The sequence below is a fragment of the Chitinophaga sp. W2I13 genome (assembly GCF_050434005.1).
GTDB lineage: Bacteria > Bacteroidota > Bacteroidia > Chitinophagales > Chitinophagaceae > Chitinophaga.
This window is the reverse complement of record NZ_JBNPWD010000001.1, coordinates 3343072-3367583: the sequence shown is the minus strand read 5'-3', so window position 1 is coordinate 3367583 and position 24512 is coordinate 3343072. Positions and strand designations below refer to the sequence as shown.

The window sequence follows — 24512 nt, the reverse complement described above, 5'->3', positions numbered from 1 at the left end:
TATCATATGTGGTTGTTTTATATTTATTATAAATGTAATATATATAGTTTTATTAAGACGTGTAAAGTTTTTATGTATTCTATAAAAAAAAACCGTAAATTATTTTGACAGAGTAAAATATTTTCTATAATTGCAACTGGATGATATTGATTTACTAATTATTTGAGAGATGTCTAAGAAAGTGCTTTATGAGTTAGAATTTCCGGTAAGGTGCTCACCCGGTATCCTGTATGAATTCTTATCGACCCCTGCCGGTTTGCAGGAATGGTTCGCCGATAGGGTTGATTTCAGGGATAATGTTTTTTCCTTTTCATGGAACGGTACTGCTGAAGAAGCGGAAGTACTGGAACAGGAAGAGGATGAGTACATCCGGCTGCACTGGACGCATGCTCCCAAAGAGGAATATTTTGAGTTCCGCATACAAATTTCTGAAGTAACGAATGAAACTATCCTGGTAGTAAAAGATTTCGCAGAGAAGAAAGAAGTGAAGGACCAAAGTCAACTATGGGAATACCAGGTGAAAGATCTCTTCCACCGCATCGGCAGTTAAGCCCCTTTATTTTCAAGTATATTGAGTAGCGCAGCATAGGCCTCCACTACATCAGTAATTATTTTGCCCCAATGACCGATCACGAAAGGTTTAGCCACTTTGATGAAATCGTTCCGGCTAATCAGCGTCTTCCACTCATCTAAACTTAAGGTGTTTATGAAACAGTAATTTCCGTTTTCGAAATCATGCTCCCAGGGATCTTCCTGAACATATACCTGAAATCCGGCTTCCGCCAGTTTTGTGTAACTGCTTTCAAGAACAGGACTGTAATAGCGCTTCACGTTACCTGCCAGGTGCAGGGTAGCGCTAAAATAATGCCCCCACCAGAACATGGTGCGAAACGCAAAAACTTCCGTTTTACTGAAATAACGCGGGTAGTCCAGCATTACCCAGGGCAGCCCCTTGTACTGCTCCCCCTTTGAAATTTTACCGCCTTGCAGCAGCCACTCAGGCTTAAACGGGAAACTACTGTTACGGTCGTACGCTGCCAGCGCTTCCTGCAGCTTCCCCATCAATACCATTACCTTCCCTATTGCACTGTTTTTCAGAAGAATAAAGTGCGTGCTTTCTATAACGGCTGCTTCTTCCGGTGTTAATTCAAAACTTTCCATATAAATTTTAACGGTATTTTCAGGTTCTCCCTAACACTCCTTTGTGAATTCGTGCTAACTTTACCGTTTAGGAGTATCCTGACCAGTAGAATACGAAGATCGGGATTCCATCTTTTTAATACCGCATTATCAGTGAAAAAACTCGACAAACTAATTATAAAAACCTTTTTGGGTCCCTTTGTAGCTACCTTCTTTGTTACCTTATTCGTACTGGTAATGCAGTTCCTCTGGAAATATGTGGACGACCTGGTAGGTAAAGGCCTGGATACGGGTGTGATCATACAACTCATTGCCTATACCAGCGCCACGCTGGTAACCCTGGCCCTTCCCCTTGCAGTGTTGCTGTCTTCCATTATGACCTTTGGTAACCTGGGAGAAAGCTTCGAGCTGGTGGCGTTAAAATCTTCCGGCATTTCCCTGTTGCGCTTTATCCGCCCGCTGCTGCTGGTGTGCTCCGTAATCGCTTTCCTGGCCTTTTTGTTTGCCAACTATGTGATCCCCGTTGCCAACCTCCAGGCCAAATCACTGCTCTACGACATTACCAACTCCAAGCCAGCCTTTAATATCAAGGCTGGCGTATTTTATAAAGATATTCCCGGCTATACCATTAAGGTAGCCCAAAAGGATAAAGACAACCAAACCATCCACCAGGTGATGATCTTCGACCACCAGAGTGGTGGCGGCGACCGCATCATCCTCGCGGAAAAAGGACAGATGGTACTTACGGCCAACAAGCGTTTCCTGTATTTCATCCTGGACAATGGCTGGCGTTATGAAGAGCGGAACAACCGCGGATACACGGTTCCCGGCGACATGATCAGGCTGGGCTTTAAAAAATACAGCAAAGCATTTGACCTGAGTTCATTTGCTTTTAACCGCCTCAACATGGATCTTTTTGCCTCCAACCAGCAAATGCTGAACGTAAGGCAACTGGATGTAGCGATAGATTCCCTGCAGAAAATAGAGAACCAGTACAGTAAGACCGTAAATTCGTATGTTACTGTACGTTACCCTTTCTTCAAATGGAAGGATTCCGCCTGGGCTGCCAGCGCCCCACCGTTGAAAGCAAAAGAATTTGAAGATATTATACCGGAGAAGAGCCTCCGTACCGTGTTGGAAAGAGCAGAGCAGAATGTCCGTGAAACGCAGAGCGCCCTCGAACAGCCTACCCAGGAGTTTGAAGACAAGCATGGTGTAATCCTGATGCACAAAGTAGAATGGCAGCGTAAATTCACGCTTGCTGCTGCCTGTATCGTGATGTTCCTGATAGGCGCTCCGCTGGGGTCCATTATCAGAAAAGGAGGATTGGGCACACCACTGGTGTTTGCCGTGATCTTCTTTGTGATTTTTAACGTATTTTTCATGATAGGTGAAAAGATGGCGAGAAATGGCGTGATGTTCACCTGGTCGGGCATGTGGCTATCAAATATGGTGTTACTCCCCATTGCAGGTTTCCTTATTGTTAAGGCTATGAATGACTCACAGCTTTTTAATAAAGAGTACTATTTTCGCGTTATTCAACAAATAAAAAAGTTCTTACAAAGATTTAGAAAGAAAGAAGTTCTTAAAGAGATTTAAAGCAACCTACAATTTAAAACCTACAGACTTGAAAACGCTGTTTACACTGTTCAGAAAGAACTCCTGGTTCTTTCTGCCCTTCCTGCTATGGCTAATAGTGGGCGGAGTGATGTTAGCCACTTACAGCCAACGGGACCTGTTTCTCAGTATTAACAGAGAACATTCCGGCTGGGGCGATGTTATTGTTACCGGGCTTACCTACCTCGGTGACGGAATTATGTTTGGAATAGTGCTGTTCCTGATGCTGGTAACCCAGCGGTTCCGGCTATTCTTTATCGGGCTGGCAGTGCTGCTGCTGGTCACCATCGTAGTACAGATGGCCAAACATTATTATAATGCACCACGCCCCATCTCCTATTTCGGAGATGAAACGGCTACGCTGGTGCATACGGTCAGATGGGTTAATGTGCACAGCAGTTGCAGTTTTCCTTCTGGTCACTCCGCAGCGGCTTTTGGCATGTTCAGTTTTCTGGCCGTAATTGTGCGCAATAAAAAGCTGGGATTGCTGTTATTAATAATGGCGCTTGGCGCCGGTTATTCCCGCATTTACCTGGCGCAGCATTTCTTTATAGATGTATATGTTGGCAGCATTGTGGGAACTTTAAGTACTGTCATCGTGTATGGACTTTTCAGTTTCCGGGACACCAGGTCGTCGCCGGAAGTATGTGCAGAGGCGCTTTTACAGGCCAATGCCACTACATAGCAAGGCATCATTACGAACGGTCACAAGCTGACCGTTCGTAATCCAATTTTTTAAATACTTTCAATGAAATACCTATTGATTGCCCTGGTGGCCGCTTTACTATTTATACCTTTTCTTGGGGCCGTACATTTATTCGACTGGGATGAAATCAACTTTGCGGAAGCAGCACGCGAAATGATTGTAAGCCACAACTACAGCCAGGTGCAGATCGATTTTCGTCCTTTCTGGGAAAAACCACCCTTATTTATATGGATGCAGGCGGGAAGTATGCACCTTTTTGGGGTAAATGATTTTGCTGCCCGTTTTCCTAATGCTATCATCGGCATTGCCACACTGATCAGTTTATTTGCCATCGGTAAAAAAACAGTGGATGAAAGATTCGGTTTCTGGTGGGCGCTGGTATATGCGGGCTCCTGGTTACCGCATTTTTATTTTAAGTCAGGTATCATAGATCCTACATTCAATTTCTTCATCTTCCTTTCTATTTACTTTGCCTATCGCATCGGGTATAACCATAAACCTTTCCGTATGGCCATTCTCAGTGGCTTATTCCTCGGACTGGCTGTATTGACCAAAGGACCGGTAGCCATACTGGTAGCTTTATTGTGCCTGTTGATATACTGGATCTGGAATAAAGGAAAGATCAGCATCCGGTTTTCCCACCTTGGTTTAATTGCCTTGTTTGCCTGTATTACCACGCTGTTGTGGTTTGGATATGAGATTGCAGCGCATGGCTGGTGGTTTGTCAATGAATTTGTGGCTTACCAGATCCGCCTGCTTACTACGGAAGATGCCGGTCATGGCGGCCCTTTCTATTATCACTGGATTGTATTGCTGATAGGCTGTTTTCCGGCGAGCACGTTTCTTTTCACCTATTTACAAAGCAGGAAAAAAACGATCTACTCCACTCCTGCCGCCATTGAACTGAAGGATTTCAAAGTATGGATGTGGGTGTTATTCTGGGTAGTACTGATCCTTTTCTCTATTGTAAAAACAAAGATTGTACATTATTCTTCGCTGTGTTATTTCCCACTGTCTTTTCTTGCGGCCTGGCAGGTATACCTGCTCTCCGAAGGAAAGCAGCGGCTGCGTGGCTGGAATATTGCCCTGATACTTTTCATCGGTATTGTGCTCGGATTGGCAATTGCAGTATTGCCACTGGTAGGTGTTTACAAAGACATGCTGATCCCGTACATCGGTGATAAATTCGCGGTAGCCAACCTGCAGGCAGCCGTGCCCTGGTCGGTAGCAGAAGCCGGATATGGCGCGGGTTATATTATACTTGTTATTATAAGCAGTGTATTACTGATACGCCGGAAGATCAGCAAAGGATTGATGTGTTTGTTTATCAGTTCCATATTGGTGATACAGGTAACAGTAGTACATTTTGTGCCCAAGATAGAAGCCTATTCACAACGCGCTGCCATAGACTATTTCATTTCCCTGCAAGGGAAAGACGTATATGTGAAAGCGTTGGGATACCACAGTTATGCGCAGCATTACTATTCAAGAGAGTTGCCACATTCCAATAAAAACTATTACAACGAAGACTGGCTCCTGAATGGCCGGATCGATAAGCCCGCCTACTTCATTTGCCGTATTACGGACAGTGAGCCTTACCGGCGCCACCCTAACCTGGAGGTGATTGGTGAGAAGAACGGCTTCGTGTTCCTGAAGCGGAAATAGCGGATTTTGTCTTGGCTCAGGATTACGCTGATTATACTGATTACTTTGATTTTTTACTTTTGATTTTATAAAGGATTAAGGGAGATAGAAGCGGATATACTCGCTTTTATCTCCCTTAATTATTATTTTAAGAAAATCAAAAAAAATCAAAAAGTAAAAATCCAGCTAATCAGCGTAATCCTGAGCTAAGACAAAATCCGCGCCGGAGGCGATTACACCGCTGCTTTATAGCGTTTCTCCACCTCATCCCAGTTTACGGCATTCCAGAAAGCGTCAATGTATTCCGGGCGTTTGTTCTGATGTTTCAGGTAGTAGGCGTGTTCCCATACGTCGAGCGCCAGGATGGGGGTGCCCTTATCTTTCACAATATTATGCATCAGCGGATTGTCCTGGTTAGGTGTATTGATGACAGCCAGTTTCTTATCCGGGGTTACGATGAGCCATGCCCAGCCGGAGCCGAAAACAGTTTTTGCGGCATCATTGAATTTTGTCTGGAATGCTTCCCAGCTGCCGAAAGCGCTGGTGATGGCTGATTTCAGCTTATCAGAAGGCGTCTTTTTTGTGGGAGACAATAATGTCCAGAAGAGGGAGTGATTATAATGTCCGCCACCGTTATTGCGAATGGCTTTATCTTTGTCCGTCACTTTGTTCATGATTTCTTCGAGCGACAGTGTTGCAAACGCTGTACCGGCGAGGTTATCATTCAGGTTCTTCACATAGGCAGCGTGGTGCTTATCGTGGTGAATTTCCATAGTGAGCTTGTCGATATGAGGCTCAAGGGCGTCATATGCGTAAGGCAACGCAGGTAGAGCAAAGGGGGCTTTAGGATCGGCAAAGGCCGGCTGGCCGGATACAGAAGAAGTAGCCAGGCTGCTCAATGGCCCGCTCAGGATGGCGGCGCCTGCAAGACTGGTAAGCTTGAGAAATTCTCTCTTATCCATGTTTTATTATTTAAATATATTATTGAGTAATAAAGATCGAGTCAGGCCGGGAATGCCGCAAATATTAAACCAAATCTCGTTGGTGGAGAGAGATGAAAACTAATATTAAAACTAAGGTAAAAGTATAAAAACGATGATTTAATATCAAAATAAAGGGAAACTTTTACTTTGTTTTCATATTAAATTACTATTTTACCTTACATTCATATCATTTTTGTAATGAAAAGTTGCAATTAATTGTGTGATTGCCAGATATATTTATCCCGGGCCTGGCAGGCAAACAAAGGAACCTGTTCATTAACCCGCCAATGCGCCAACGTAATAACCGATCAGATATAATTAATATTTTAAGCGAATACTAAAGAGCAACAGGAATTGCTTTACACACGATAATTTAGCGTCATTCAGTGCAAGCAATCCTGGTCCAACCTCGATAAAGCAGGAAACATGATACAAGAGTACCTCAGGAAACAACAGGATAAGAGCAATGACTACAAGCCTGTTTTTTATGATTTGAAGCGCGCACAAGACCTTCAGTCCTTCGAGACCCTTCTGGAAACCCATCCGCACCTACGCATCAACGATCATATCGACTCTCAGTTAAAGGAGCTGATGAAAATCAGGAATCCTACCAAACGCTTGACTGCAGAGGAATACGAGGAAAAAGTACAGGCACATCTTGGTGGTATTTCCCCCGAAAAATATGGCGTGTGGGTATACTATCCCTGGAATGACCAGCTGGTGCACCTGGTAAATGAAGCGGAGTTTATTGAGTTACGTACCAGCAGGAACCAGCATAAAATTACTGCGGAAGAAATTGCGGTATTGTCAAAAAAGAAGATCGGCATTGTCGGCTTATCCGTTGGGCAATCGATCGCATTAACGCTGGTCATGGAGCGTATCTGTGGCGAACTGCGGCTGGCGGACTTCGACCGGCTGGAGCTGACCAACATGAACAGGATCCGTTGTGGTGTGCACAATATACAGTTGCCGAAAGTGGTGATAGCCGCCCGTGAAATTGCGGAGCTGGATCCGTTTATTAAAGTGAGCATTTACCAGGATGGCATGACAGAAGCCAATATGGATGACTTCTTTACCGGCGGTGGCGTGCTGGATATTTTTGTGGAGGAATGTGATGGCGTTGATATTAAGATATTAAGCAGAATAAAGGCAAAAGCGCTGAAAATACCGGTTGTTATGGAAATGAACGACAGGGGCATGATAGATATTGAGCGGTTTGATCTTGAACCAGACCGGCCGCTTATGCACGGTTTGATACCGGAGGTGAATATTGATACCTTAAAGGGTTTAACGGATGCCGAGAAGCTGCCCATCTTCAGTCCCATGCTGGCGCTGGACAAAGCATCTGACAGGATGAAATTCTCCCTGGGTGAGATTGGTAAAACTATTACCACGTGGCCCCAGCTGGCCTCTTCAGTTGTACTGGGAGGAGCCCTGGTTGCCGACACCTGCCGTCGTATCGCCCTGGATCAGTTAAAGAGTTCAGGCAGGTATTACATAGATTTTGAGCAGTTGATTGTTTAACATACTTATGCCTTGTATAAGCGCTATTCCGCAATGTCATGATTAATGTAAGGGTATTTAGGGCTCCAGATGATCCTGAGGCTTGCATGAGATTTTATACCGGTCACCTCAAGTTGCTGGAAATTTATTTTGGTATTGCCCAGGTAACATCCGGCAGCGCTGACTGGATGCAACATGAAAATACAATAGTGATCATAGTGGAGGACGATACTCGTACCAAAACATATGGTGGGGCACGTGTGCAGATTGCTGACGGCGTGTTACCACTGCCCATTGAAACGGCGATAGGCAAATACGATCCGAAAATATATTCATATGTAAAAAAAGGCAGTGCGGAGATCTGTGGAATGTGGAATTCCAAAGAAGTGGCCGGGATGGGAATCGGCAGCCAGGTACTGGCAAGAGTAGGTGTTGTATTGGGTGCACAGTTACCGATAGACACCTATCACGTGTTATGCGCACCCATCACCACCCGGGTAGGGAAACGTGTAGGTTTTGTTATAGATGAATCACTGGGGAATAACGGTACGTTCTTTTATCCGAAAGACGACTTCCTGGCCACCGCTATGGTGATCAACGATTGCTACGAGCTGCCACATGCCGATCCCAAGGAGAAATTACTGATTTCAGATCTGCGTGAAAATCCAATGCAATCTAAAATAGAAGTGGGCCCAAAGGGTTCCTACGAGGTAAACTACAGCCTCCGGATCCCTACACACGCCCACTTTACCCCTTAAAACAATTAATCGGGGCCGGTATTTCTGAAAAAAACATATAAATTCAAGCCTGATACTAATCTATTTTCGTGATGCTGTCCAAGATTGTTGGTTTATGGTCAATCTTTACCCTGTTAGTCCTGTTTCATGTAACGGCACAACCTGTTGTGTTTAAAAACGGCAAATCGCTGTTACAGATAGGTGGTTATCTAGAGCTATACACTGATAAGGCAGACACGCTCACTATTGCCTCGGCTCCCATGCAGGCATTCAAGGCTTCCGGGCAGGACGTACCCAACCTGCAGATCACGCCATATACCCAATGGGCAAGGTTTTCCATCAATAACCAGTCGAAAGCGGAGAAGCTGCTGCTGGAGGTGGAATATCCTATTATAGATGACATCACGCTATACGAACTGTTGCCGGATGGCACTATCAGGCAAACCCGGCTGGGGGAGTTTACCGCTTACAAAAACCGGGGATATGACCATCAGAATTATCATTTCCCTATACGGCTGCTACCGAATGAAACCCGCCAGTTCTATCTGAAAGTAAAGGCAGGAGAACAGCTACAGCTGCCGATTTACCTGGGCACCCCGGAAAGCATCTTTGAAAAGAACAACAAACGGGAGCTGATTTTTGGTATATACGTGGGCGTTATCCTGGCCATGGCTTTTTATAATCTCTTTATTTACATATCTACCCGTGACAACAGCTATCTCATCTACGTGAGTTATATTATATGCGTAGGGCTTACCCAGGTAACGCTGCAGGGTTATTCCTTCCGTTTCCTGTATCCCAACAGTCCATGGCTGGCTATGCACGCCACGGTGCTGGTGCCGGTGTTCAACGGGCTTACGGCGCTGGTGTTTATCCAGCAGTTCCTGTCTACCAAGGTAAACTACCCGCTGGGACATAAGCTGATGAATGCCGTGATTGTACTGTACATGCTTTGCTTTATACCTACCTTCCTGGATATGTATAATTATGCGCAGATACTTGTGCAGCTGGATGCTTTCCTCGCCGCGGTGATGGCCTTTGTTGTTGCCTACCGTATCAGTATGAAGGGAGTGAACGCGGCCCGTTTCTTCCTGTTGGCATGGTCAATATTCCTCATCAGTATTTTCGTTTTTGTACTGCGCAATTTCAATATCCTGCCGTATAACAACTTTACCTACTATGCGCTGCAGATTGGTTCCGGCGTGGAAGTACTGCTGCTGTCGTTTGCACTGGCCCATAAGATCAATGTGTTCAAGGCGGAAAAAGAAGCATCGCAGCAGATGGCCCTGGCTATTTCCCAGGAAAATGAAAGACTGGTAAGGGAACAAAACATCATACTGGAAAGTAAAGTAAAGGACAGAACTGAAGACCTGCAGGCTACCAACCTGGAACTGAACATGGCCTTAACTAACCTGAAAGATGCACAAACCCGGCTGGTGGAAAAAGAGAAAATGGCATCGCTTGGTCAGCTGACGGCCGGTATCGCGCATGAAATCAATAACCCGATCAACTTTGTTACATCCAATATCAAACCGTTGAAACTGGATATCGCTGATCTGAGGGAGCTGTTAAACCGCTATGATGAATTACCTGTGAGCACAGATATATCCAAATCGCTGGCGGATATTGCCCTGTTCAAGAAAGAAATTGATATTGACTACATCCACGAAGAAATTTCCTCGCTTATCAAGGGTATAGAAGACGGCGCTTCACGCACCGCCGAAATTGTGAAGGGGTTACGTACTTTCAGCCGGCTCGATGAAAGCGAGGTAAAATCCATTGACATCCACGAGGGACTGGACTCCACGCTGGTACTGCTTCGTAATGCCATACCGCCTTATGTGAACATCATAAAGGATTATGCAGGCTTGCCGAAGATTGAATGTTACGCCGGTAAAATAAACCAGGTGTTCATGAACATTTTCAGCAATGCGCTGAATGCTATCAAAAGCAAGAAGGAGCATCACAATGAATTCATCTCCATTACCACCAGGCAGGAGAACAGCTTCATTGTTATTACCATTAAAGATACCGGTATTGGCATGTCGGAAGCCGTGCGGGAAAAGATCTTTGATCCGTTTTTCACCACCAAAGATGTGGGGGAAGGTACCGGGCTGGGGTTATCTATCGTATTCAGTATCATTGAGAAGCATAAAGGGAAGATTGTTGTGAACTCGGCGCCGGGTGAAGGAGCGGAATTTATTATATATTTACCTCTTAGTATCGCAAATCATTTATCCTAATAACCATAAGGCCCTTCAATGAAAGAAAACCGCATAAGAATATTATACATAGATGATGAGATTCATAACCTGAACGCGTTTAAAGCGAGCTTTCGGAGAAGTTATGAAATTTACACGGCTACTTCAGCGCAGGAGGGCAAACTGCTGCTGAAGGAGATCATGGTGCATATTATCATTGCCGATCAGAAAATGCCGGTAGCCACGGGTGTGGAATTCTTCAATGAAATAAAGGATATCTTGCCTGACCCGATGCGCATTTTGCTGACCGGTTATACGGATGTGGAAGATATTATTGATGCCATTAACAAGGGCCACATCTACTCCTATATCAAGAAGCCCTGGGATGAGCATGAGCTGCACAAAACCATTAACAATGCCTACGAAATATACCGCACACGAAAGCAACTCCGGGAGAAGATAGAAGAGCTGGAAAAAACGAATGATGAACTCAACCGGTTTATTTATTCCACTTCCCATGATTTGCGTTCACCATTGATGTCTGTGCTGGGAATTATCAATCTGTCCAGGCTGGATAATTCTGTGGTAGATCCCAATGGTTATATAAACATGGTAGAAACCTGTGTGTTAAAGCTGGATGATTTTATCCAGAAGATCATTGAGTATTACCGTAATTCCCGCCTGGAGATAGAATATGAGAGAATTGACTTCAATACCCTGCTGAACGATTGTATCACTGCGTTTAAACCGCAGAACACCCAGATCCGCTTTCAAACCAATGTGGACCAGGCCGTTGATTTCAGGGGGGATACCTTCAGGATCAGTGTTATTTTGAACAATCTTATTTCAAATGCTGTTAAATACCAGAAGCCGGAGGAAACAAACCCGATGGTTAACCTGGCGGTTAAAGTAGAGCCACACAAAGCAACTATCTGTATACGTGATAACGGGATCGGCATTTTAAGCGAGCATCTGAACAATATTTTCAAGATGTTCTTCCGGTCCAAGAACAATAATAAACCGGGCAGTGGTATTGGCTTGTATATTGTAAAGGAAGCATTGAGTAAAATAGGCGGTACCATTAATGTGGAGTCCAAATATGGCGAGGGCACCCAATTTGAAATTACCATCCCCAACAGAAATGAATTCGATACCTGACCTGCGAGTCATATTGATTGATGACAATGAAATTGATTTGTTGCTGCATGAGAAGTTGATCGGATTTCAACAAATCAGCAGAACGGTGATTTCGTTTGCAAATGCCAATAAGGCACTGGAATTCCTGTCTTCCAATATTGCCTTGCCTAAAATTCCGCCCACTGTTATCCTGCTGGATATCCAGATGCCGGAAATGGATGGCTTTGAATTTCTCCAGGCATTTGATTCTTACCCCAGTAAGATTAAGTCCCAATGTCATATCGTAATGGTGTCTTCTTCCCTTGATTATGGGGATATTACCCGTACCAACGCGAATCCCATGGTAATTAAATTACTCCGGAAACCCTTGCTGTTAAAAGATCTGAAAGAAACCGTGGAAGGAATTTTCAAAGATTTTTTATAAAATGTTGGTGTTTACAGGAAAAAATATATTTTTGCATCCCGAAGAAAGCAATAAACGGGGGATTAGCTCATCTGGTAGAGCGCAAGCATGGCATGTTTGAGGTGAACGGTTCGAGCCCGTTATCCTCCACCCGTAAAGCCTGACACAATGTGTCGGGCTTTTTTTATGGCTGTAGCCGGCGATCAGGCCAGTACATCAGTTAAGCCAGCTGCCACAGGCCTGGTTTGTTTCAGGGGTAATACGATGATGAAGGTAGCGCCCTCTCCTTCCCTGCTCCTGGCGGTGATAACTCCGCCGTGTTTATCAATCACTTTTTTGGCAATAGCCAGCCCGATGCCGGTGCCCTCATAGAGTTCCGAAGTGTGGAGGCGCTGGAAGATGGTAAATATTTTAGAAAGATATTTTTCATTGAACCCGATTCCATTATCGCGGATAATAATGCGGCAGTAATGCCCGCCTTCAAAGCTGGCACTGTCGGGGTTTAGATCCGTTACAACATCTGCGGTAATATGTATCTGAGGAGGTATATCTTTCCGTGAAAACTTCAACGCGTTGCTGATGATGTTTTGGAACACCTGGCGTATTTGCCCCGGCACAGCTTCAATTTGAGGCATTTTCTCCACAGTAATGACCGCATCCCGTTCAACGATCATCAGCTCCAGGTCGACCAGGATCTCCTGGATGATTTTATTGAAATCGGTAACTTCGTTTATGCTTGCCCCGGATAAACGGGAATAGTTCAACAGGTCGTTGATGAGCCTTGCCATTCGTTCTGAGGAGCCTACAATCCTTTCCATATAGGAAAGGGCGTTAGGGTCTGTATGCAGAAACTTATCTCTTAAAATAGCGCCGAAAAGCTGAATTTTCCGCAGGGGTTCTTTCAGGTCATGGGAAGCGACGGATGCAAACTGTTGCAGATCGTGGTTGCTGGCTTCCAGCGATTTATTAATCTCTCTCAGTTCTTCTGTCCTTTCCCTTACTTTCTGTTCCAGCATATCATTTACCTGTTGCTGGTGTGCTATCAATGCTTCCTGTGCGAGTTTTCTTACCTCTACTTCTTCTTTGAGCGACTGATGCATTTGCTTCAGTTCCTGCGATTGCTGATAAAGGCGGGAGAATGTCTTTACTTTCATCAGGAGGATATCCGGGTCTACCGGCTTGGTGATATAGTCGATACCGCCGGAATCATATCCTTTTACAATAAACCGTTTGTCTTTATTCACGGCAGAGAGGAATATAATCGGAATGTCTTTCGCTTTACTGTGCCCCGACAGTGCTTCCGCCACTTCAAAGCCGTCCATGCTGGGCATTTGCACATCCAGGATGATGAGCGTGTAGCTGTGTTTGAGTATTTTCTTCAGGGCCTCTTCCCCGGATAGCGCGGTATCCACTTCGAACTGGTATAGTTCGAGGGTTTTCCTGATAGACAGTATATTTTCCGGCTTATCATCTACAATTAAGATCATACGACATACTCGTTATAACAGGTGGGCAACGGGTGGAAAGCGGCCCAATGTTATTCTTTTAAACTTTTAAACAATGACAGCTCAATAATCATACCTCTGCCATTCGGTTTATGAAGGCAGCCATTTCCTGTGGCTGCAGTATAGCGTCAACAGGCGCCTGGAGGATGGCTTGCCTTGGCATGTAATCCACATCTGCTGTAGCCGGGTCCTGCACGGCGGTGGTGCCTCCCGCCTCGTGTACATCTTTCAGTCCTTCGGTGCCATCTGTGTTGGCGCCGGAAAGCAGTATGGCAGTCATTTTACTGCCATAGGCCAGCGCCGCGGAAGTAAAGGTAACGTCAATACTTGGTCGGCTGAAATTCACTTTCTCCGAATCATCCAGGGAAAAAGTATGGTCCGATTCTATCAGTAAATGGTAATCCGCCGGCGCGATGTAGATGGTGGCCGGTAGCAGGGGTTCTTTTTCACCAGCTTCTCTGACCGGCAGGATGGATTTACCAGACAATAACTCCGTTAATACCGACTCATAATGGCTTTGGCGGTGCAACACAATTAAAATGGCTGCAGGAAGTGAAGCAACAAGTCCTGGTAACAATGTCAGGATAGGTTGCAATCCCCCGGCAGAACCGCCTATTACAATTAAATACGGTGCTGTAGTCATATGCCTCTTATTTTGTTATTACAGCTGCACCTTCCGCCAGATCTTCTCCCGGTTTTCCAGTTGTTTAAATTTACCGGTCACGCTGGTAAAGTTAAGTGTTTCCTTACTTCCCAGTGCCAGGAAGCCCAGCTGCTCCAAACTGTCACTGAATAACGTTAATACCCTGTCCTGTAGTTTTTTATTAAAGTAGATCAATACATTGCGGCAGATGATCAACTGGAATTCATTAAATGAGCCATCTGTTACCAGGTTATGCGGGGAAAAAATGATTTTTTCCCCGAGGTCTTCCCGGAACTTGGCATATTCATAATTGGCAGTATAATAGGAAGAGAAATCTTCCCGGCCACCGGCCTCCATATAGTTGCGGGAATACTGCTGCATTTGTGAAAGCCGGAACATTCCTTTGCGTCCCTTTTCCAATACGCCTGCATTGATATCGGTAGCATAGATCACTGCCTTGTGCAGCAGTTTCGCTTCTTTGAGCAGGATGGCAAAGGAATATACTTCCTCCCCGGTGGAGCAGCCGGCATGCCATACCCGGATAGACGGATAGGTGGCCAGCACCGGCAATACCTGGGTACGCAATGCCTGGTAGAAAGACGGGTCCCTGAACATCTCCGTTACATTTACCGTTATTTCTTCCACAAAACGTAATGCGTATGCCGGATCGGAAATAATACGGTAGCGGTATTCGGCAAAACTGGGAAAACGGTCTACCTGGTACAGATGGTTTACCCGCCGGTTAATAGAGGCGGGCGCATACTCTGTGAAATCATACCCATACCTTTCCAGTATGTCATTCAGTAACAGCAACACTTCCTGTTCACTTATCGGGTTCCTGCTCACGTTTGCTCAGATAAATATTGTTGTAGCTGCAACAGTAGCTCATCTACATCAATTGGTTTGGAAATATAATTATCGGCGCCTGCTTCCAGGCATTTTTCACGATCGCCTACCATTGCTTTTGCAGTAACGGCGATTAGCGGCAGGCGGCTGTTCCAGGGCATGGCGCGGATGGCGGAAATCGTTTCATAGCCATCCATATCCGGCATCATGATATCCATCAACACAGCGCCGATTGCATGCTCCGGCGATAATACCCGTAATGCTTCCGCACCGGTGCCAACAGCCACGCATGGGATATTCCTGGATCGCAATACTGCCTTTAACGCAAAGATATTGCGTGCATCATCATCTACAATTAATACCTGTTTCTGTTCCATAAAAGTTATTTCATGGCTTTATCGTATAACCATACCCGTAATAAGGATAGCAACTGATCTATATCCACTGGTTTGGAAATATAATCAGAGGCCCCCGCCTGCAGGCATTTTTCCCGGTCGCCCATCATCGCTTTGGCGGTAACGGCAATCACTGGCAACCCTTTGAGTCCCGGTTGTTTGCGGATAGCCGCAATGGCATCATAGCCGTCCATTTCCGGCATCATCATGTCCATCAGCACTACGTCTACCGGGTGCTCTTTCAGCTGCTGCAGCGCTTCGTTACCGTCGATAGCAGACAGTACTTTCATCTGGTGTTTTTCCAGTGCTTTTGTTAAAGAGAAAATATTGCGTACATCATCATCTGCTACCAACACGGTTTTATCTTTCAGCACTTCATTCAATACGCCCATCTTCCCACTTCCACCCTGTGCAGCTGGCGCGTTTTCAGATACCAGGTGCAGGAACAGGGATACTTCGTCCAGCATACGCTGATAGGAATGCGCCGTTTTTACCACGATGGAATCAGCATACTGCCGGATCCGTTGTTCTTCTGCCTTTGATAAACTTTTACCGGTAAAAATGATAATAGGAAGATTTTCCAGTCCCTTTATTTCTTTCACCATTTCCAGCGCCTGATAAGCCCGCTGGTCAGGAATACCCATATCGAGGATCACACAGTCCACGTCGTGCTGTTGCAGCAGCGATACGCCATCTTCCACGGTATTGCTGATTTCGGAGCTTACGTGGTAGTTACTGAGGAAATAGGCCAGCGCTTTGGCGTGCTTCGCATTTTCTTCCAGGATCAGTACTTTTTTGGTAGACCGTTGCAATACAAACTCCATCTTTTCAAAGATCAGTTGCATGCTTTGCACGTCTACCGGCTTGCTGATAAAGTCGACCGCACCTTTCAGCAGGCTTTCTTTTTTTGCTTCCATGGAAGACATGATATGTACCGGTATCGGCCTGGTGGCCGGATCGCTTTTCAGTTCTTCCATTACCTGCCAGCCATCTTTTATGGGCAGCTGGATATCCAGCAGGATACCCAGCGGTTTGTAGATGCGTGCCAGTTCTGCGGCTTCATCACCGCGTACTGACACAATTCCTTTATATCCTCTTGCATGCGTGAAATCGAGCAACGCCTTCGCAAAATGCGTGTCATCTTCCACGATGAGTATTACGGAATCGCCGTTCTCAATAAGGCCACGATCGTCGTAAACGTCTTCCGGAACGGTGGGCGACAGGAATCGCTGTTTCGGACCGGCGGCTGTTTCTACCACTACCGGTGACTGCAGTACGAAAGGTTGGCTTACGGGTGCTCCCGTTTTACGAACCACCGGGATCGTAATGACGAATTCACTTCCCTCATTGTTGGTACTGCTCACCGAAATATGTCCGCCGAGCAGCTTGGCCAGTTCCCGGCTGATAGACAGCCCCAGACCGGTGCCGCCGTATTTCCTCCGGGTAGATCCATCAGCCTGCTGGAAAGCTTCAAAAATCACCTGTTGCTTTTCCGCCGGTATACCGATGCCGGTATCTTTTACTGCAAAGCGGATCGTTTCGGGTGTTTCTCCTTCCAGTATTTCCATGCGGACAAATCCCCTGGCGGTAAATTTCAGGGCATTGGACAACAGGTTTTTGAGGATCTGTTCCAGTCTCAACTGATCTGTTTCAATACTGGCCGGCACCGCAGCGTCTTTATGTATCAACAGCTGCAATCCTTTTTCTTTAGCCATTGGTTCAAACAACGCCTGCATATTGGAACTGATATCGGCAATGGATACCTGGCTGAATTCCAGTTCCATTTTGCCGGATTCTATTTTCGAGAGGTCGAGTATTTCGTCTATCAGCGTGAGCAGCCCTTTTCCGGAGCTATTGATCACCTGTGCATATTCGATCTGGTCGCCGTTAAGGTTGGCATCGTGATTTTCTGAGAGCAACCTTGATAACAATAAGATAGAATTCAGTGGCGTACGCAGTTCGTGCGACATATTAGCCAGGAACTCTGATTTGTAGCGGGTGCTGAGTGCCAGCTCTTCTGCTTTTTTATGGATATCCAGGTTCCGTTCCACGATGATCTGGTTTTTTTCTTCGAGGAGGCGGCTTCTTTCTTCCAGTTCAGCGTTCGACTGCATCAGTTCTTCCTGTTGTACTTTCAGTTCTTCTTCAGACACCTGGAGCCTTTGTGTTTGGGCTTCCAGTTCTACGTTCAGGCTTTCGAGTTCGGTGTGTTGTGTTTGCAGTTCTTCTGCCTGCGCCTGCGTTTCCTCCAGCAGTTCCTGCAGGCGGGTGCGGCTCCGGGTACTTTGCAGGGCAATGGCGATTTTCACAGCAGCTTGCTGGGCAAAGTCGATCACATTTTCTTTAAAAGGGAACAGGGAACCTAGTTCTACTACGCCCTCCGTAACACCTGCATGGATCAGCGGGATAATGAGCACGTGACCAGGTTGTGCAGAGGCTGCAGCGCCGGCGATATGCAGGAAATCATCCGGCGCTTCGCGGAGATATAATGTCTCTTTTTGTAACACGCTCTGCCCAAGTAAGGTTTTCCCTACTTCAACTACCTGCGGCGCCGGATGGGCCGGCGACAGTGCGTATTCAGCGGATAAACGAAGTTCACCGGAGTACCGGATGTACAGCACACCTGTTTGTGCGCCGATGTATTGTATCACATCTGTTAATGCATCTTTACTCAGTACCTCCATGTCCTTTTCACCCAGCAACGTTTCGGTAAGGCGGTTAATCCCTGTTTGTATCCATATTTTCTGATCGGCATGATAGCGGAATGTTTTCAGGTCTGCGGCCATCTGCACTATTGCATGGCCAAGTACATCATTTTCGCTGCGGGGTTTTACATCAATATTAAAATTGCCTTTGCCGATGCTGTCGGCCGCAGTGGCCAGTTCCTGGCTGGTTTGGTCAATAACTGTAAAAGAACGCCCCAGGCTTCCGATAGCATCTTTTGTGTGTACTTCGGGCGCCGATCCGGGTACCCCTTTCGCGATATTTACAGCCGCTGCCTGCAGCAGTTCCAGGCTGTCGGTGATGCCTTTAATAGTAAAGGAAATAAATATCACCACCAACACTATGATACCTACCAATACAAGCAGGTAGCGGGTTTTCAGATCATTTTCTTTTTTGGAGATAATTTTTGCGTCCCTGCCTACTTTATCCATTACGGCGCGCTGCAGCAGTTTCAGCTGATCAACGGCCAGGGTGGAATTGTCCCACCAGGAGTCTGCATTAAACAGGGTATCAATTTTACGGGAGGCGATGGTGCTTTTAATAAAATCGTTCGTGATAACCATTTCATTGGAGGATTCCGTTTTAAGATAATCCTTTGACACGGCGGGAGAAGCTTTGTCTACCAGTTCTGCACGCAGGGCTGCAAACATGTCGGCATTATTTTCTATGCGGGCAAAATCTTCCGGCCACACTTCTTTTTTCAGCATGAAATAGTAAATATCCATGCGGATCATTCCCTGGTAAGCTGCCATTTGCGCCAGCAGGTATTGCGCGTTCATATCCTGCTGAACGGCTTTTAATACCGGAATATCCGGGGTATTGGTGTTGGCCAGGTTGTTCAGGCGGAAAATAAGGTTGGAATAGTAGTCCAGCACCTCCCGTTGCGGCATGCTTTTACTATCAATATCTTTTCTCTTTTTAGGGAGTGTATTTAACAGTGAATATTGGAAGAAGCGGCTGTCGCTGGCCAGCAACCTGCCTTTCACCGCATCGATGGCCAGATCGGTTTTGGCGCGTTGGGTGAGCAGGTCGTTCAGGCTTCCGGTTTGCAGCACATAGTTTACGCTGTTCCTGCGTTCCATATGAATTTCATCGGCCACTTTCATGATAGTGGTGGCAGCAGTAATTTTCTGCACCAGGTTATCAATAGTATCTATATCTTCACTCTGTTTATTGAATACGGCTATACCAAAATATACGAGACACGCCAGCGGTATTACAGCAACTAACATCAGCTTCCTGGGAAGAGGGAGCTGCATAAAGTATTTCTTCATTTGCCTGAGCTTGTTTATTTTTTACAGGGGCACCATTCTGCAAACTGTGCTTCCAACGGGTTTTAACACATTTCATTCCAAACAGTACCACTAAAACTAATTATATGATAATAAAATAACAACAAAATCTTAGATTTGTCTCTATTCCAAAACGATATATGCCCGATAGTTGTAAATATACCTCAGTACTTTTAATTGACGATGATATAGATGACAGAATGATATTTGGTGAAGTATTAAAGGAGCTGGCACCGGATATTATTTACCATGAAGCTATCAACGGAGAAGACGCACTACTTAAGCTGAATAATAACCTGGCGCCGGATCTTATCTTCCTGGACCTGAATATGCCCAGGGTAGACGGGAAACAGTTTCTTGCAGAAATACGGCAGCAGGAGCATTTAAAACACATCCCTGTGGTGATCTATTCAACGTCTTCACATGAATCGGATAAAAAAGAAACCCGTGAACTGGGGGCCTCTTATTTCCTGACGAAACCTAACAGTCTTCATGAGCTGACACATATACTGGGTCGTCTTTTACAGCAAAAATTATTTTAATGAAAAAGCCTCACAAAGAATTGTGAGGCAGCTTTTCTACCATTGTTACTATTTTTAAACCCTTATATGCTCACGCATATGCTTATACCTCAAAGGTGGGTTTTAAATTATGTTCAAGTGTTAACCGGATCTTAACGACTCCTGCATTAAAATTGTTTCACTACTTCTTCGAGCCATCCTGCCGAATGGAAATTTACTTTCACCGCTGGCTGAATGCCTTTATTGTCAATACCCTGCCCTGCAGCAATCCTGCGGGAGCGGGTAACGGGATAGTCTATTGAAAAATCAGGCGCTGAAAACCTTACCCTGGCTATATTAGAGTAATCCAGCGCCCCTGCCGTGTGAGCTCCCATGAGCTTCACTTTCTGACTTTGTACCGCTTCCAGTAAAAACTGTTCTGCGGTATTGCTGCACCGGCCATTAATGAGCACCGCTACTTTTGCCGGAGCTGGCAAAGGAGCCGGCAGGATCATGTTTTCATCCGGCCCCATACTTACCAGCCGGCCTTGCAAACCACTACCCTGTTCAATTACAGTGCGGATCTGCTCTACATATTCGCCGGGTAGTTTTCCGGTTTGTTCGTCCAGGGTATGGCGCCATGCAGCAATGTTATCCGGTGTAGCATAAAAGTCGGCCCCGGTAATCCTTACAGGTTGGGTATACAGCAAGGGCCGCAGGCGTTCAATCAGTTTATCAGCGCCCGCGCCGTTGTTGCGTACATCAATGACCAGGTTGGGGTTTCTCCGCAGGTACTCGTCGCTGGCATTCAGCACAGAATCGGCGGCCGGATAGGACACCGCGTCAAAGCTGCTTATACGCAGATAACCGGTGCTGTCGTTTATTTGCCGGAAAAAGAAAGGCGCCGTCATATCGGCGAAGGCGGGTATTTCCGCCGGTGCATTGTCACTCTTCTTCACGCCCGTGAATTGCTGCGGCGATGCCGCAGCGGGTTTCTGCCAACCCAATGCAGACAGGCCATCGCGTTGTTTTCCGATGGTGAGGGTATCAAAGTTCACTTCCTGCGCGGCGTAGCTGATCATATCAAATTTATCCGGCCCGGTAGCGGCCAGTTCAAACAATACGTCTCCGGGTTTCCAATCCGGCGAGGCTGATTCCATGATTACGCCGGCGTAAGTGCGCAATCCCCGCAGGTTCTTTACCAGGGCCACTTTATAGAGGGAGTCGGCCTGGTAAATACCAGCCACACCGCTTACGGGCTGTTTCTGTAGCAAATCCAGCTGCTGTGGGGTGAGGGTGATTTTTTCTCTGAGGGGCGTGTAGCCAATGTGCAGGGCGAGATGCTGGTCTTTGAAGAAGCGCAGGTAGCGGTTTACCAGCAGGAGACAATGCGTGGCGCCCTTGATGGTAGCCGCCTGTAACCGTAGTTTTGCCAGCATGGCAGTATAAGCCTGCTCCGTAACCGGGGTTACTTTGTCGATAAACCCTGCATAATTCTTCCTCAGATAGACCTGTACGCTGTCAAATTTCTTCCTGCAATCACACTCCTGCGCGTTTACAACTGTATTACACAGGAGTAATAACAATACTGCTATTGCTTTCATGGCAAAGGATTTGAATGTTTCTGGCTGATAATAAATGATCTTTAAATATATATATTCGGGAGGAAACTACCAGAAAATATTTATCATCCTCCACCAATATTAATAAATTACATGTCCTAATAAAGCGCATATGCATTTTGACGAACTGGAAAGGCTGTATAATGAACAGGCATATACTGAAGCAATTACCAAACTGGAAATATACCTGCAGGATAACCCCGGCGAGGCCCGGGGCTGGCAACTACTGGGCTTATCCCAGCTGGAAAACGCCAAGGCCACTGATAACCGCGACCTGGCCACCGCTATGTACAACGAGGCTTACGAGGCATTCAGCCAGGTGCTGACCATTGACCCCGCACATGTGCAGGCCCGTGTACACCGCGCCTATATGGGCGCCAATGTGATGGCAGACAAAGGAGATGAAACGATCGGCGATTGTGATATCCTCATTGCCGGCGGCGATGAAGAACTGACTACCAAAGCATTACTGTACCGTTTCCAGGTATGGGTGCTGAAAAATGAAACCGAAAAGGCCCTGGCAGATATGCACCGCAACCTCCAGGTATATGAATCACTGTACGCCGACGATCTGCCACAGCTGAATGTGGCGCGGTTCCAGTGTTTTACCCGTATCGGCGATGTATATTATCACACGGAAAACAGGCCCGCCGCCCTGGAATACTACAAACAGGCCTTTGAATGTACGGTGTTTAACAACCGCCTGCTCTCTACCACCTGGTTCGCACTGGATATGGCGGATTATGATTTTGCGGCCAGCATGCTGCAGATCATGATCACGGCAGGAGAAAATACACAGGAAGACATGCTGCGTTTGCTCCGGCATATCCAGCAACTGCTTGCGGATGGCGTGCGGAATGCTGCACTGGCAAGGGAGTTCTGCAAAGGCACTACCGAATTCTGGCAGCAGTTTTTTGGAGATGATGATGACGAAGGTACCCTGGAACAGATTTCCACCGGCAAACACTTTATTGCTGAGTACCCCGACGAAGCCTACTTCTATCATTATACCGCTACGGCGTTCTTCAACATTGGCAGTTACCAGGAGGCATTGCCCTGGTATGAAAAGTCGATGGCCATAAAACCTTATCCGTTCAGCATGGTGAGGTGGTATTTCACGAGCTATAAAGTGAACGGGCAATTCCCCGAAAGCTGGCCGGATGTGGAGCATCACATTCCGTACGACTGGTACGCAGCGGGTGTTATCTTCAGTGAAATTATTCAACTGGAAAAAGACAACGGCGTAAAACAGGCGTCCACCGCGCTGAAGCGCTTCCTGTATAAAAATGCATTTGATATCTATCATGCCTACTGGTATGAAAATTCAGGTAACTCTTATGCAGGCCATCCTCATCATTTTGCCATGTGCTGTAACAACTATGGCATTGCCTTGTATGAAGGCGGCATCTTTGTGGAAGCAGCGCATGTACACACCATCGGTTACAATATGTCGCCCTTCTGGGAACAGCTGGAATCCAGGGCTGATGCGTATCACAGCATGGGTAAGCTGGCCGAGGCCATCGCCGACCGCCATACCATCCTGGAAAATTTCACAGAAGTATTGCCGCTGATGTACTATGTGTCTATCCATGAACGAATGATCGACGACCTGTGTACACTGGAGAAACATGCCGAAGCATTGGATCTCTATGAAAAAATACTGGCGGAATACAATACCTGGATTGCAAAGGATATGCAGGAACTGGAAGATTACGACCGGGAAACCATTACGTATAACATTGACCGTATTAAAACCGGCCGCGCCTTTATCCGTACCAACAGCGCCGATGATTTGTCTGAACGCATACTGGCGCTGGAAACGCACCTGGTGGAAAAACCGGATGACAGTGACGCCTATTTCAACCTGATGTACCTGTATTTTGATAATGCCCAGTATGAACATTGTATTGGCGCTATCAACAACCGCATTTCCATTGGCGGCATCACCAAACTGCCGGTGATTTCGCAAATGAAGATCTATTACTTCCGTGGAAAGGCTGCGTTAAAGCTTGGCCGCTACAAAGCCGCGATTACTGATCTGCTGCATACGCTGCAGATTATGTCTAACGGCGACGCTGCAGACAATGCCCCCAACTACCGGTTTGGGGTATACGCTTTTCTTGCAGAGGCATATTTGGGAGAGAAAGAATATGACGAGTGCCTGGCATATGCCACGCAGTGTTTGAATATTTATGCCGGCAACAACTGGGCATGGGATACAGAGGCGTCTGCCGTAAGATATACGATGGCGCTGGCTTATGAAGCAAAAGATGACCCCGGTACCTGCAAAAAAATCATTGACCTGATTGTGGCGAATGATCCGGAATTCAGGCCTGCGGCAGAGAAAAAAAATGAACTGAGAGGAGGAGGATTATTTTCTTTTTTCAGGAAGAAGAAATAATAATTCAGCTGTTTACTTTCTGCACAAACTGCAGCAGGTAAACAGCTGAAAAAGATCTTGGTCCTTTTACATGGGCTTGTTAAAGCTCACCATCCAGGGGAAACCATATTTATCGGTTAACATGCCAAAGCGGTACGCCCAGAAGGTTTCTGCCAGGGGCATCGTAACTTTCCCTCCGGCGGATAACGCATTGAATAATTTTTCTGATTCTTCGTTTGATTCAGTGCCCAGCGTCAGTGTAACGTTGTCACCATTTTTGGGCGCCTGGCCTCCCATGCCATCAGAGGCCATGAGCTCGAAAGAAGATGTTTTCAAAAACGCATGCATCACCAGGTCTTTGGACGCAGCGGGTACGTTTTCGCTTTCAGGCGCCTCGCCCATTGTCATGATAAACAATTCTCCTCCGAAGATGTCTTTGTAAAAGTTCATGGCTTCGCGGCAATTAGTTCCAAAAGTGAGATAAGGTGTTAATGTGGTGGACATAACAATCTTTTTAGGGTAAGAAAATGGAAT

At 46.2% G+C, this 24512-nt stretch carries 20 protein-coding genes and 1 tRNA gene; 12 read left to right on the top strand and 9 right to left on the bottom strand.

What is annotated here, in order from left to right; genetic code table 11:
* Positions 1-169: 169 nt before the first annotated feature.
* A complete protein-coding gene (locus tag QFZ48_RS13920; RefSeq protein WP_079473597.1) occupies positions 170-550 on the top strand; it encodes an START-like domain-containing protein in 381 nt (126 codons plus the stop codon).
* On the opposite strand, the gene QFZ48_RS13915 is transcribed toward QFZ48_RS13920, so the two are convergent.
* Positions 547-1161 carry a hypothetical protein gene (locus QFZ48_RS13915; protein ID WP_370913341.1) on the bottom strand — a complete coding sequence of 205 codons (615 nt, stop codon included), beginning with the start codon at positions 1159-1161 and terminating at the stop codon, positions 547-549. The genes QFZ48_RS13920 and QFZ48_RS13915 overlap by 4 nt on opposite strands.
* 132 nt (positions 1162-1293) lie before the next feature.
* On the opposite strand from QFZ48_RS13915, the gene QFZ48_RS13910 reads away from it, so the two are divergent.
* The 3 genes from QFZ48_RS13910 (at position 1294) to QFZ48_RS13900 (ending at position 5128) form a co-directional block, all read left to right on the top strand.
* Positions 1294-2739: an LptF/LptG family permease gene (locus QFZ48_RS13910; protein ID WP_370913342.1), complete on the top strand. Its 1446-nt coding sequence runs from the start codon at positions 1294-1296 to the stop codon at positions 2737-2739.
* 28 nt (positions 2740-2767) lie between these two features.
* On the top strand, positions 2768-3442 hold the full coding sequence (locus QFZ48_RS13905) for a phosphatase PAP2 family protein (RefSeq protein WP_429062669.1): 675 nt from the start codon (positions 2768-2770) through the stop codon (positions 3440-3442).
* A 63-nt stretch (positions 3443-3505) separates the two neighbouring features.
* A complete protein-coding gene (locus tag QFZ48_RS13900) occupies positions 3506-5128 on the top strand; it encodes an ArnT family glycosyltransferase (protein WP_429042069.1) in 1623 nt (540 codons plus the stop codon).
* A 212-nt stretch (positions 5129-5340) separates the two neighbouring features.
* On the opposite strand, the gene QFZ48_RS13895 is transcribed toward QFZ48_RS13900, so the two are convergent.
* Entirely contained in the window at positions 5341-6069 is a 729-nt protein-coding gene (locus QFZ48_RS13895) for a superoxide dismutase (protein ID WP_429062667.1), read from the bottom strand.
* A 447-nt stretch (positions 6070-6516) separates the two neighbouring features.
* Here QFZ48_RS13895 and QFZ48_RS13890 point away from each other — a divergent pair, with 447 nt between their 5' ends.
* The 6 genes from QFZ48_RS13890 (at position 6517) to QFZ48_RS13865 (ending at position 12221) form a co-directional block, all read left to right on the top strand.
* The gene (locus tag QFZ48_RS13890) at positions 6517-7614 is read left to right on the top strand and encodes a ThiF family adenylyltransferase (protein ID WP_429062665.1); all 1098 of its coding nucleotides are present in this window, start codon (positions 6517-6519) and stop codon (positions 7612-7614) included.
* 86 nt (positions 7615-7700) lie between these two features.
* Positions 7701-8351 (top strand): hypothetical protein, encoded by a 651-nt coding sequence (locus QFZ48_RS13885; RefSeq protein ID WP_370913347.1) that lies wholly within the window; start codon positions 7701-7703, stop codon positions 8349-8351.
* A gap of 71 nt (positions 8352-8422) precedes the next feature.
* Positions 8423-10573, top strand: a complete 2151-nt coding sequence (locus tag QFZ48_RS13880) for a sensor histidine kinase (protein WP_429065506.1) — start codon at positions 8423-8425, stop codon at positions 10571-10573.
* Between the two features lie 18 nt (positions 10574-10591).
* Positions 10592-11689 carry a sensor histidine kinase gene (locus QFZ48_RS13875; protein ID WP_370913349.1) on the top strand — a complete coding sequence of 366 codons (1098 nt, stop codon included), beginning with the start codon at positions 10592-10594 and terminating at the stop codon, positions 11687-11689.
* Positions 11673-12092 (top strand): response regulator, encoded by a 420-nt coding sequence (locus QFZ48_RS13870; protein WP_370913350.1) that lies wholly within the window; start codon positions 11673-11675, stop codon positions 12090-12092. Before QFZ48_RS13875 ends, QFZ48_RS13870 begins: the two co-directional genes overlap by 17 nt.
* Positions 12093-12148: 56 nt before the next feature.
* Positions 12149-12221, top strand: a tRNA-Ala gene (locus QFZ48_RS13865).
* Positions 12222-12274: 53 nt separating this feature from the next.
* Here the strand turns inward: QFZ48_RS13865 and QFZ48_RS13860 are convergent.
* The 5 genes from QFZ48_RS13860 to QFZ48_RS13840 form a co-directional block, all read right to left on the bottom strand.
* Positions 12275-13558 (bottom strand): hybrid sensor histidine kinase/response regulator, encoded by a 1284-nt coding sequence (locus QFZ48_RS13860; RefSeq protein ID WP_429062663.1) that lies wholly within the window; start codon positions 13556-13558, stop codon positions 12275-12277.
* Between the two features lie 88 nt (positions 13559-13646).
* Positions 13647-14219, bottom strand: coding sequence for a chemotaxis protein CheB (locus QFZ48_RS13855; protein ID WP_429042080.1), 573 nt, complete (start codon positions 14217-14219; stop codon positions 13647-13649).
* 18 nt (positions 14220-14237) lie between these two features.
* On the bottom strand, positions 14238-15065 hold the full coding sequence (locus tag QFZ48_RS13850; protein WP_429062661.1) for a CheR family methyltransferase: 828 nt from the start codon (positions 15063-15065) through the stop codon (positions 14238-14240).
* A complete protein-coding gene (locus tag QFZ48_RS13845) occupies positions 15062-15442 on the bottom strand; it encodes a response regulator (RefSeq protein ID WP_429062660.1) in 381 nt (126 codons plus the stop codon). Before QFZ48_RS13845 ends, QFZ48_RS13850 begins: the two co-directional genes overlap by 4 nt.
* A gap of 5 nt (positions 15443-15447) precedes the next feature.
* The gene (locus QFZ48_RS13840; protein WP_429062658.1) at positions 15448-19458 is read right to left on the bottom strand and encodes a response regulator; all 4011 of its coding nucleotides are present in this window, start codon (positions 19456-19458) and stop codon (positions 15448-15450) included.
* Positions 19459-19616: 158 nt separating this feature from the next.
* On the opposite strand from QFZ48_RS13840, the gene QFZ48_RS13835 reads away from it, so the two are divergent.
* Entirely contained in the window at positions 19617-20018 is a 402-nt protein-coding gene (locus QFZ48_RS13835; protein WP_429042086.1) for a response regulator, read from the top strand.
* A gap of 146 nt (positions 20019-20164) precedes the next feature.
* Here QFZ48_RS13835 and QFZ48_RS13830 read toward each other — a convergent pair whose 3' ends face one another.
* Entirely contained in the window at positions 20165-21580 is a 1416-nt protein-coding gene (locus tag QFZ48_RS13830) for a S41 family peptidase (protein ID WP_429042088.1), read from the bottom strand.
* Between the two features lie 130 nt (positions 21581-21710).
* Here QFZ48_RS13830 and QFZ48_RS13825 point away from each other — a divergent pair, with 130 nt between their 5' ends.
* Positions 21711-23999 (top strand): hypothetical protein, encoded by a 2289-nt coding sequence (locus tag QFZ48_RS13825; protein WP_429062657.1) that lies wholly within the window; start codon positions 21711-21713, stop codon positions 23997-23999.
* A 66-nt stretch (positions 24000-24065) separates the two neighbouring features.
* On the opposite strand, the gene QFZ48_RS13820 is transcribed toward QFZ48_RS13825, so the two are convergent.
* On the bottom strand, positions 24066-24482 hold the full coding sequence (locus QFZ48_RS13820) for a VOC family protein (protein ID WP_429062656.1): 417 nt from the start codon (positions 24480-24482) through the stop codon (positions 24066-24068).
* Positions 24483-24512 lie beyond the last annotated feature (30 nt).

Excerpts from the sequence above, each read along its gene's own strand:
- QFZ48_RS13920 (WP_079473597.1), top strand. The coding sequence starts at position 170 with ATGTCTAAGAAAGTGCTTTATGAGTTAGAATTTCCGGTAAGGTGCTCA.
- QFZ48_RS13915 (WP_370913341.1), bottom strand. The coding sequence starts at position 1,161 with ATGGAAAGTTTTGAATTAACACCGGAAGAAGCAGCCGTTATAGAAAGC.
- QFZ48_RS13900 (WP_429042069.1), top strand. The coding sequence starts at position 3,506 with ATGAAATACCTATTGATTGCCCTGGTGGCCGCTTTACTATTTATACCT.
- QFZ48_RS13895 (WP_429062667.1), bottom strand. The coding sequence starts at position 6,069 with ATGGATAAGAGAGAATTTCTCAAGCTTACCAGTCTTGCAGGCGCCGCC.
- QFZ48_RS13890 (WP_429062665.1), top strand. The coding sequence starts at position 6,517 with ATGATACAAGAGTACCTCAGGAAACAACAGGATAAGAGCAATGACTAC.
- QFZ48_RS13885 (WP_370913347.1), top strand. The coding sequence starts at position 7,701 with ATGAGATTTTATACCGGTCACCTCAAGTTGCTGGAAATTTATTTTGGT.
- QFZ48_RS13880 (WP_429065506.1), top strand. The coding sequence starts at position 8,423 with ATGCTGTCCAAGATTGTTGGTTTATGGTCAATCTTTACCCTGTTAGTC.
- QFZ48_RS13875 (WP_370913349.1), top strand. The coding sequence starts at position 10,592 with ATGAAAGAAAACCGCATAAGAATATTATACATAGATGATGAGATTCAT.
- QFZ48_RS13870 (WP_370913350.1), top strand. The coding sequence starts at position 11,673 with ATGAATTCGATACCTGACCTGCGAGTCATATTGATTGATGACAATGAA.
- QFZ48_RS13860 (WP_429062663.1), bottom strand. The coding sequence starts at position 13,558 with ATGATCTTAATTGTAGATGATAAGCCGGAAAATATACTGTCTATCAGG.
- QFZ48_RS13855 (WP_429042080.1), bottom strand. The coding sequence starts at position 14,219 with ATGACTACAGCACCGTATTTAATTGTAATAGGCGGTTCTGCCGGGGGA.
- QFZ48_RS13845 (WP_429062660.1), bottom strand. The coding sequence starts at position 15,442 with ATGGAACAGAAACAGGTATTAATTGTAGATGATGATGCACGCAATATC.
- QFZ48_RS13840 (WP_429062658.1), bottom strand. The coding sequence starts at position 19,458 with ATGAAGAAATACTTTATGCAGCTCCCTCTTCCCAGGAAGCTGATGTTA.
- QFZ48_RS13835 (WP_429042086.1), top strand. The coding sequence starts at position 19,617 with ATGCCCGATAGTTGTAAATATACCTCAGTACTTTTAATTGACGATGAT.
- QFZ48_RS13830 (WP_429042088.1), bottom strand. The coding sequence starts at position 21,580 with ATGAAAGCAATAGCAGTATTGTTATTACTCCTGTGTAATACAGTTGTA.
- QFZ48_RS13825 (WP_429062657.1), top strand. The coding sequence starts at position 21,711 with ATGCATTTTGACGAACTGGAAAGGCTGTATAATGAACAGGCATATACT.
- QFZ48_RS13820 (WP_429062656.1), bottom strand. The coding sequence starts at position 24,482 with ATGTCCACCACATTAACACCTTATCTCACTTTTGGAACTAATTGCCGC.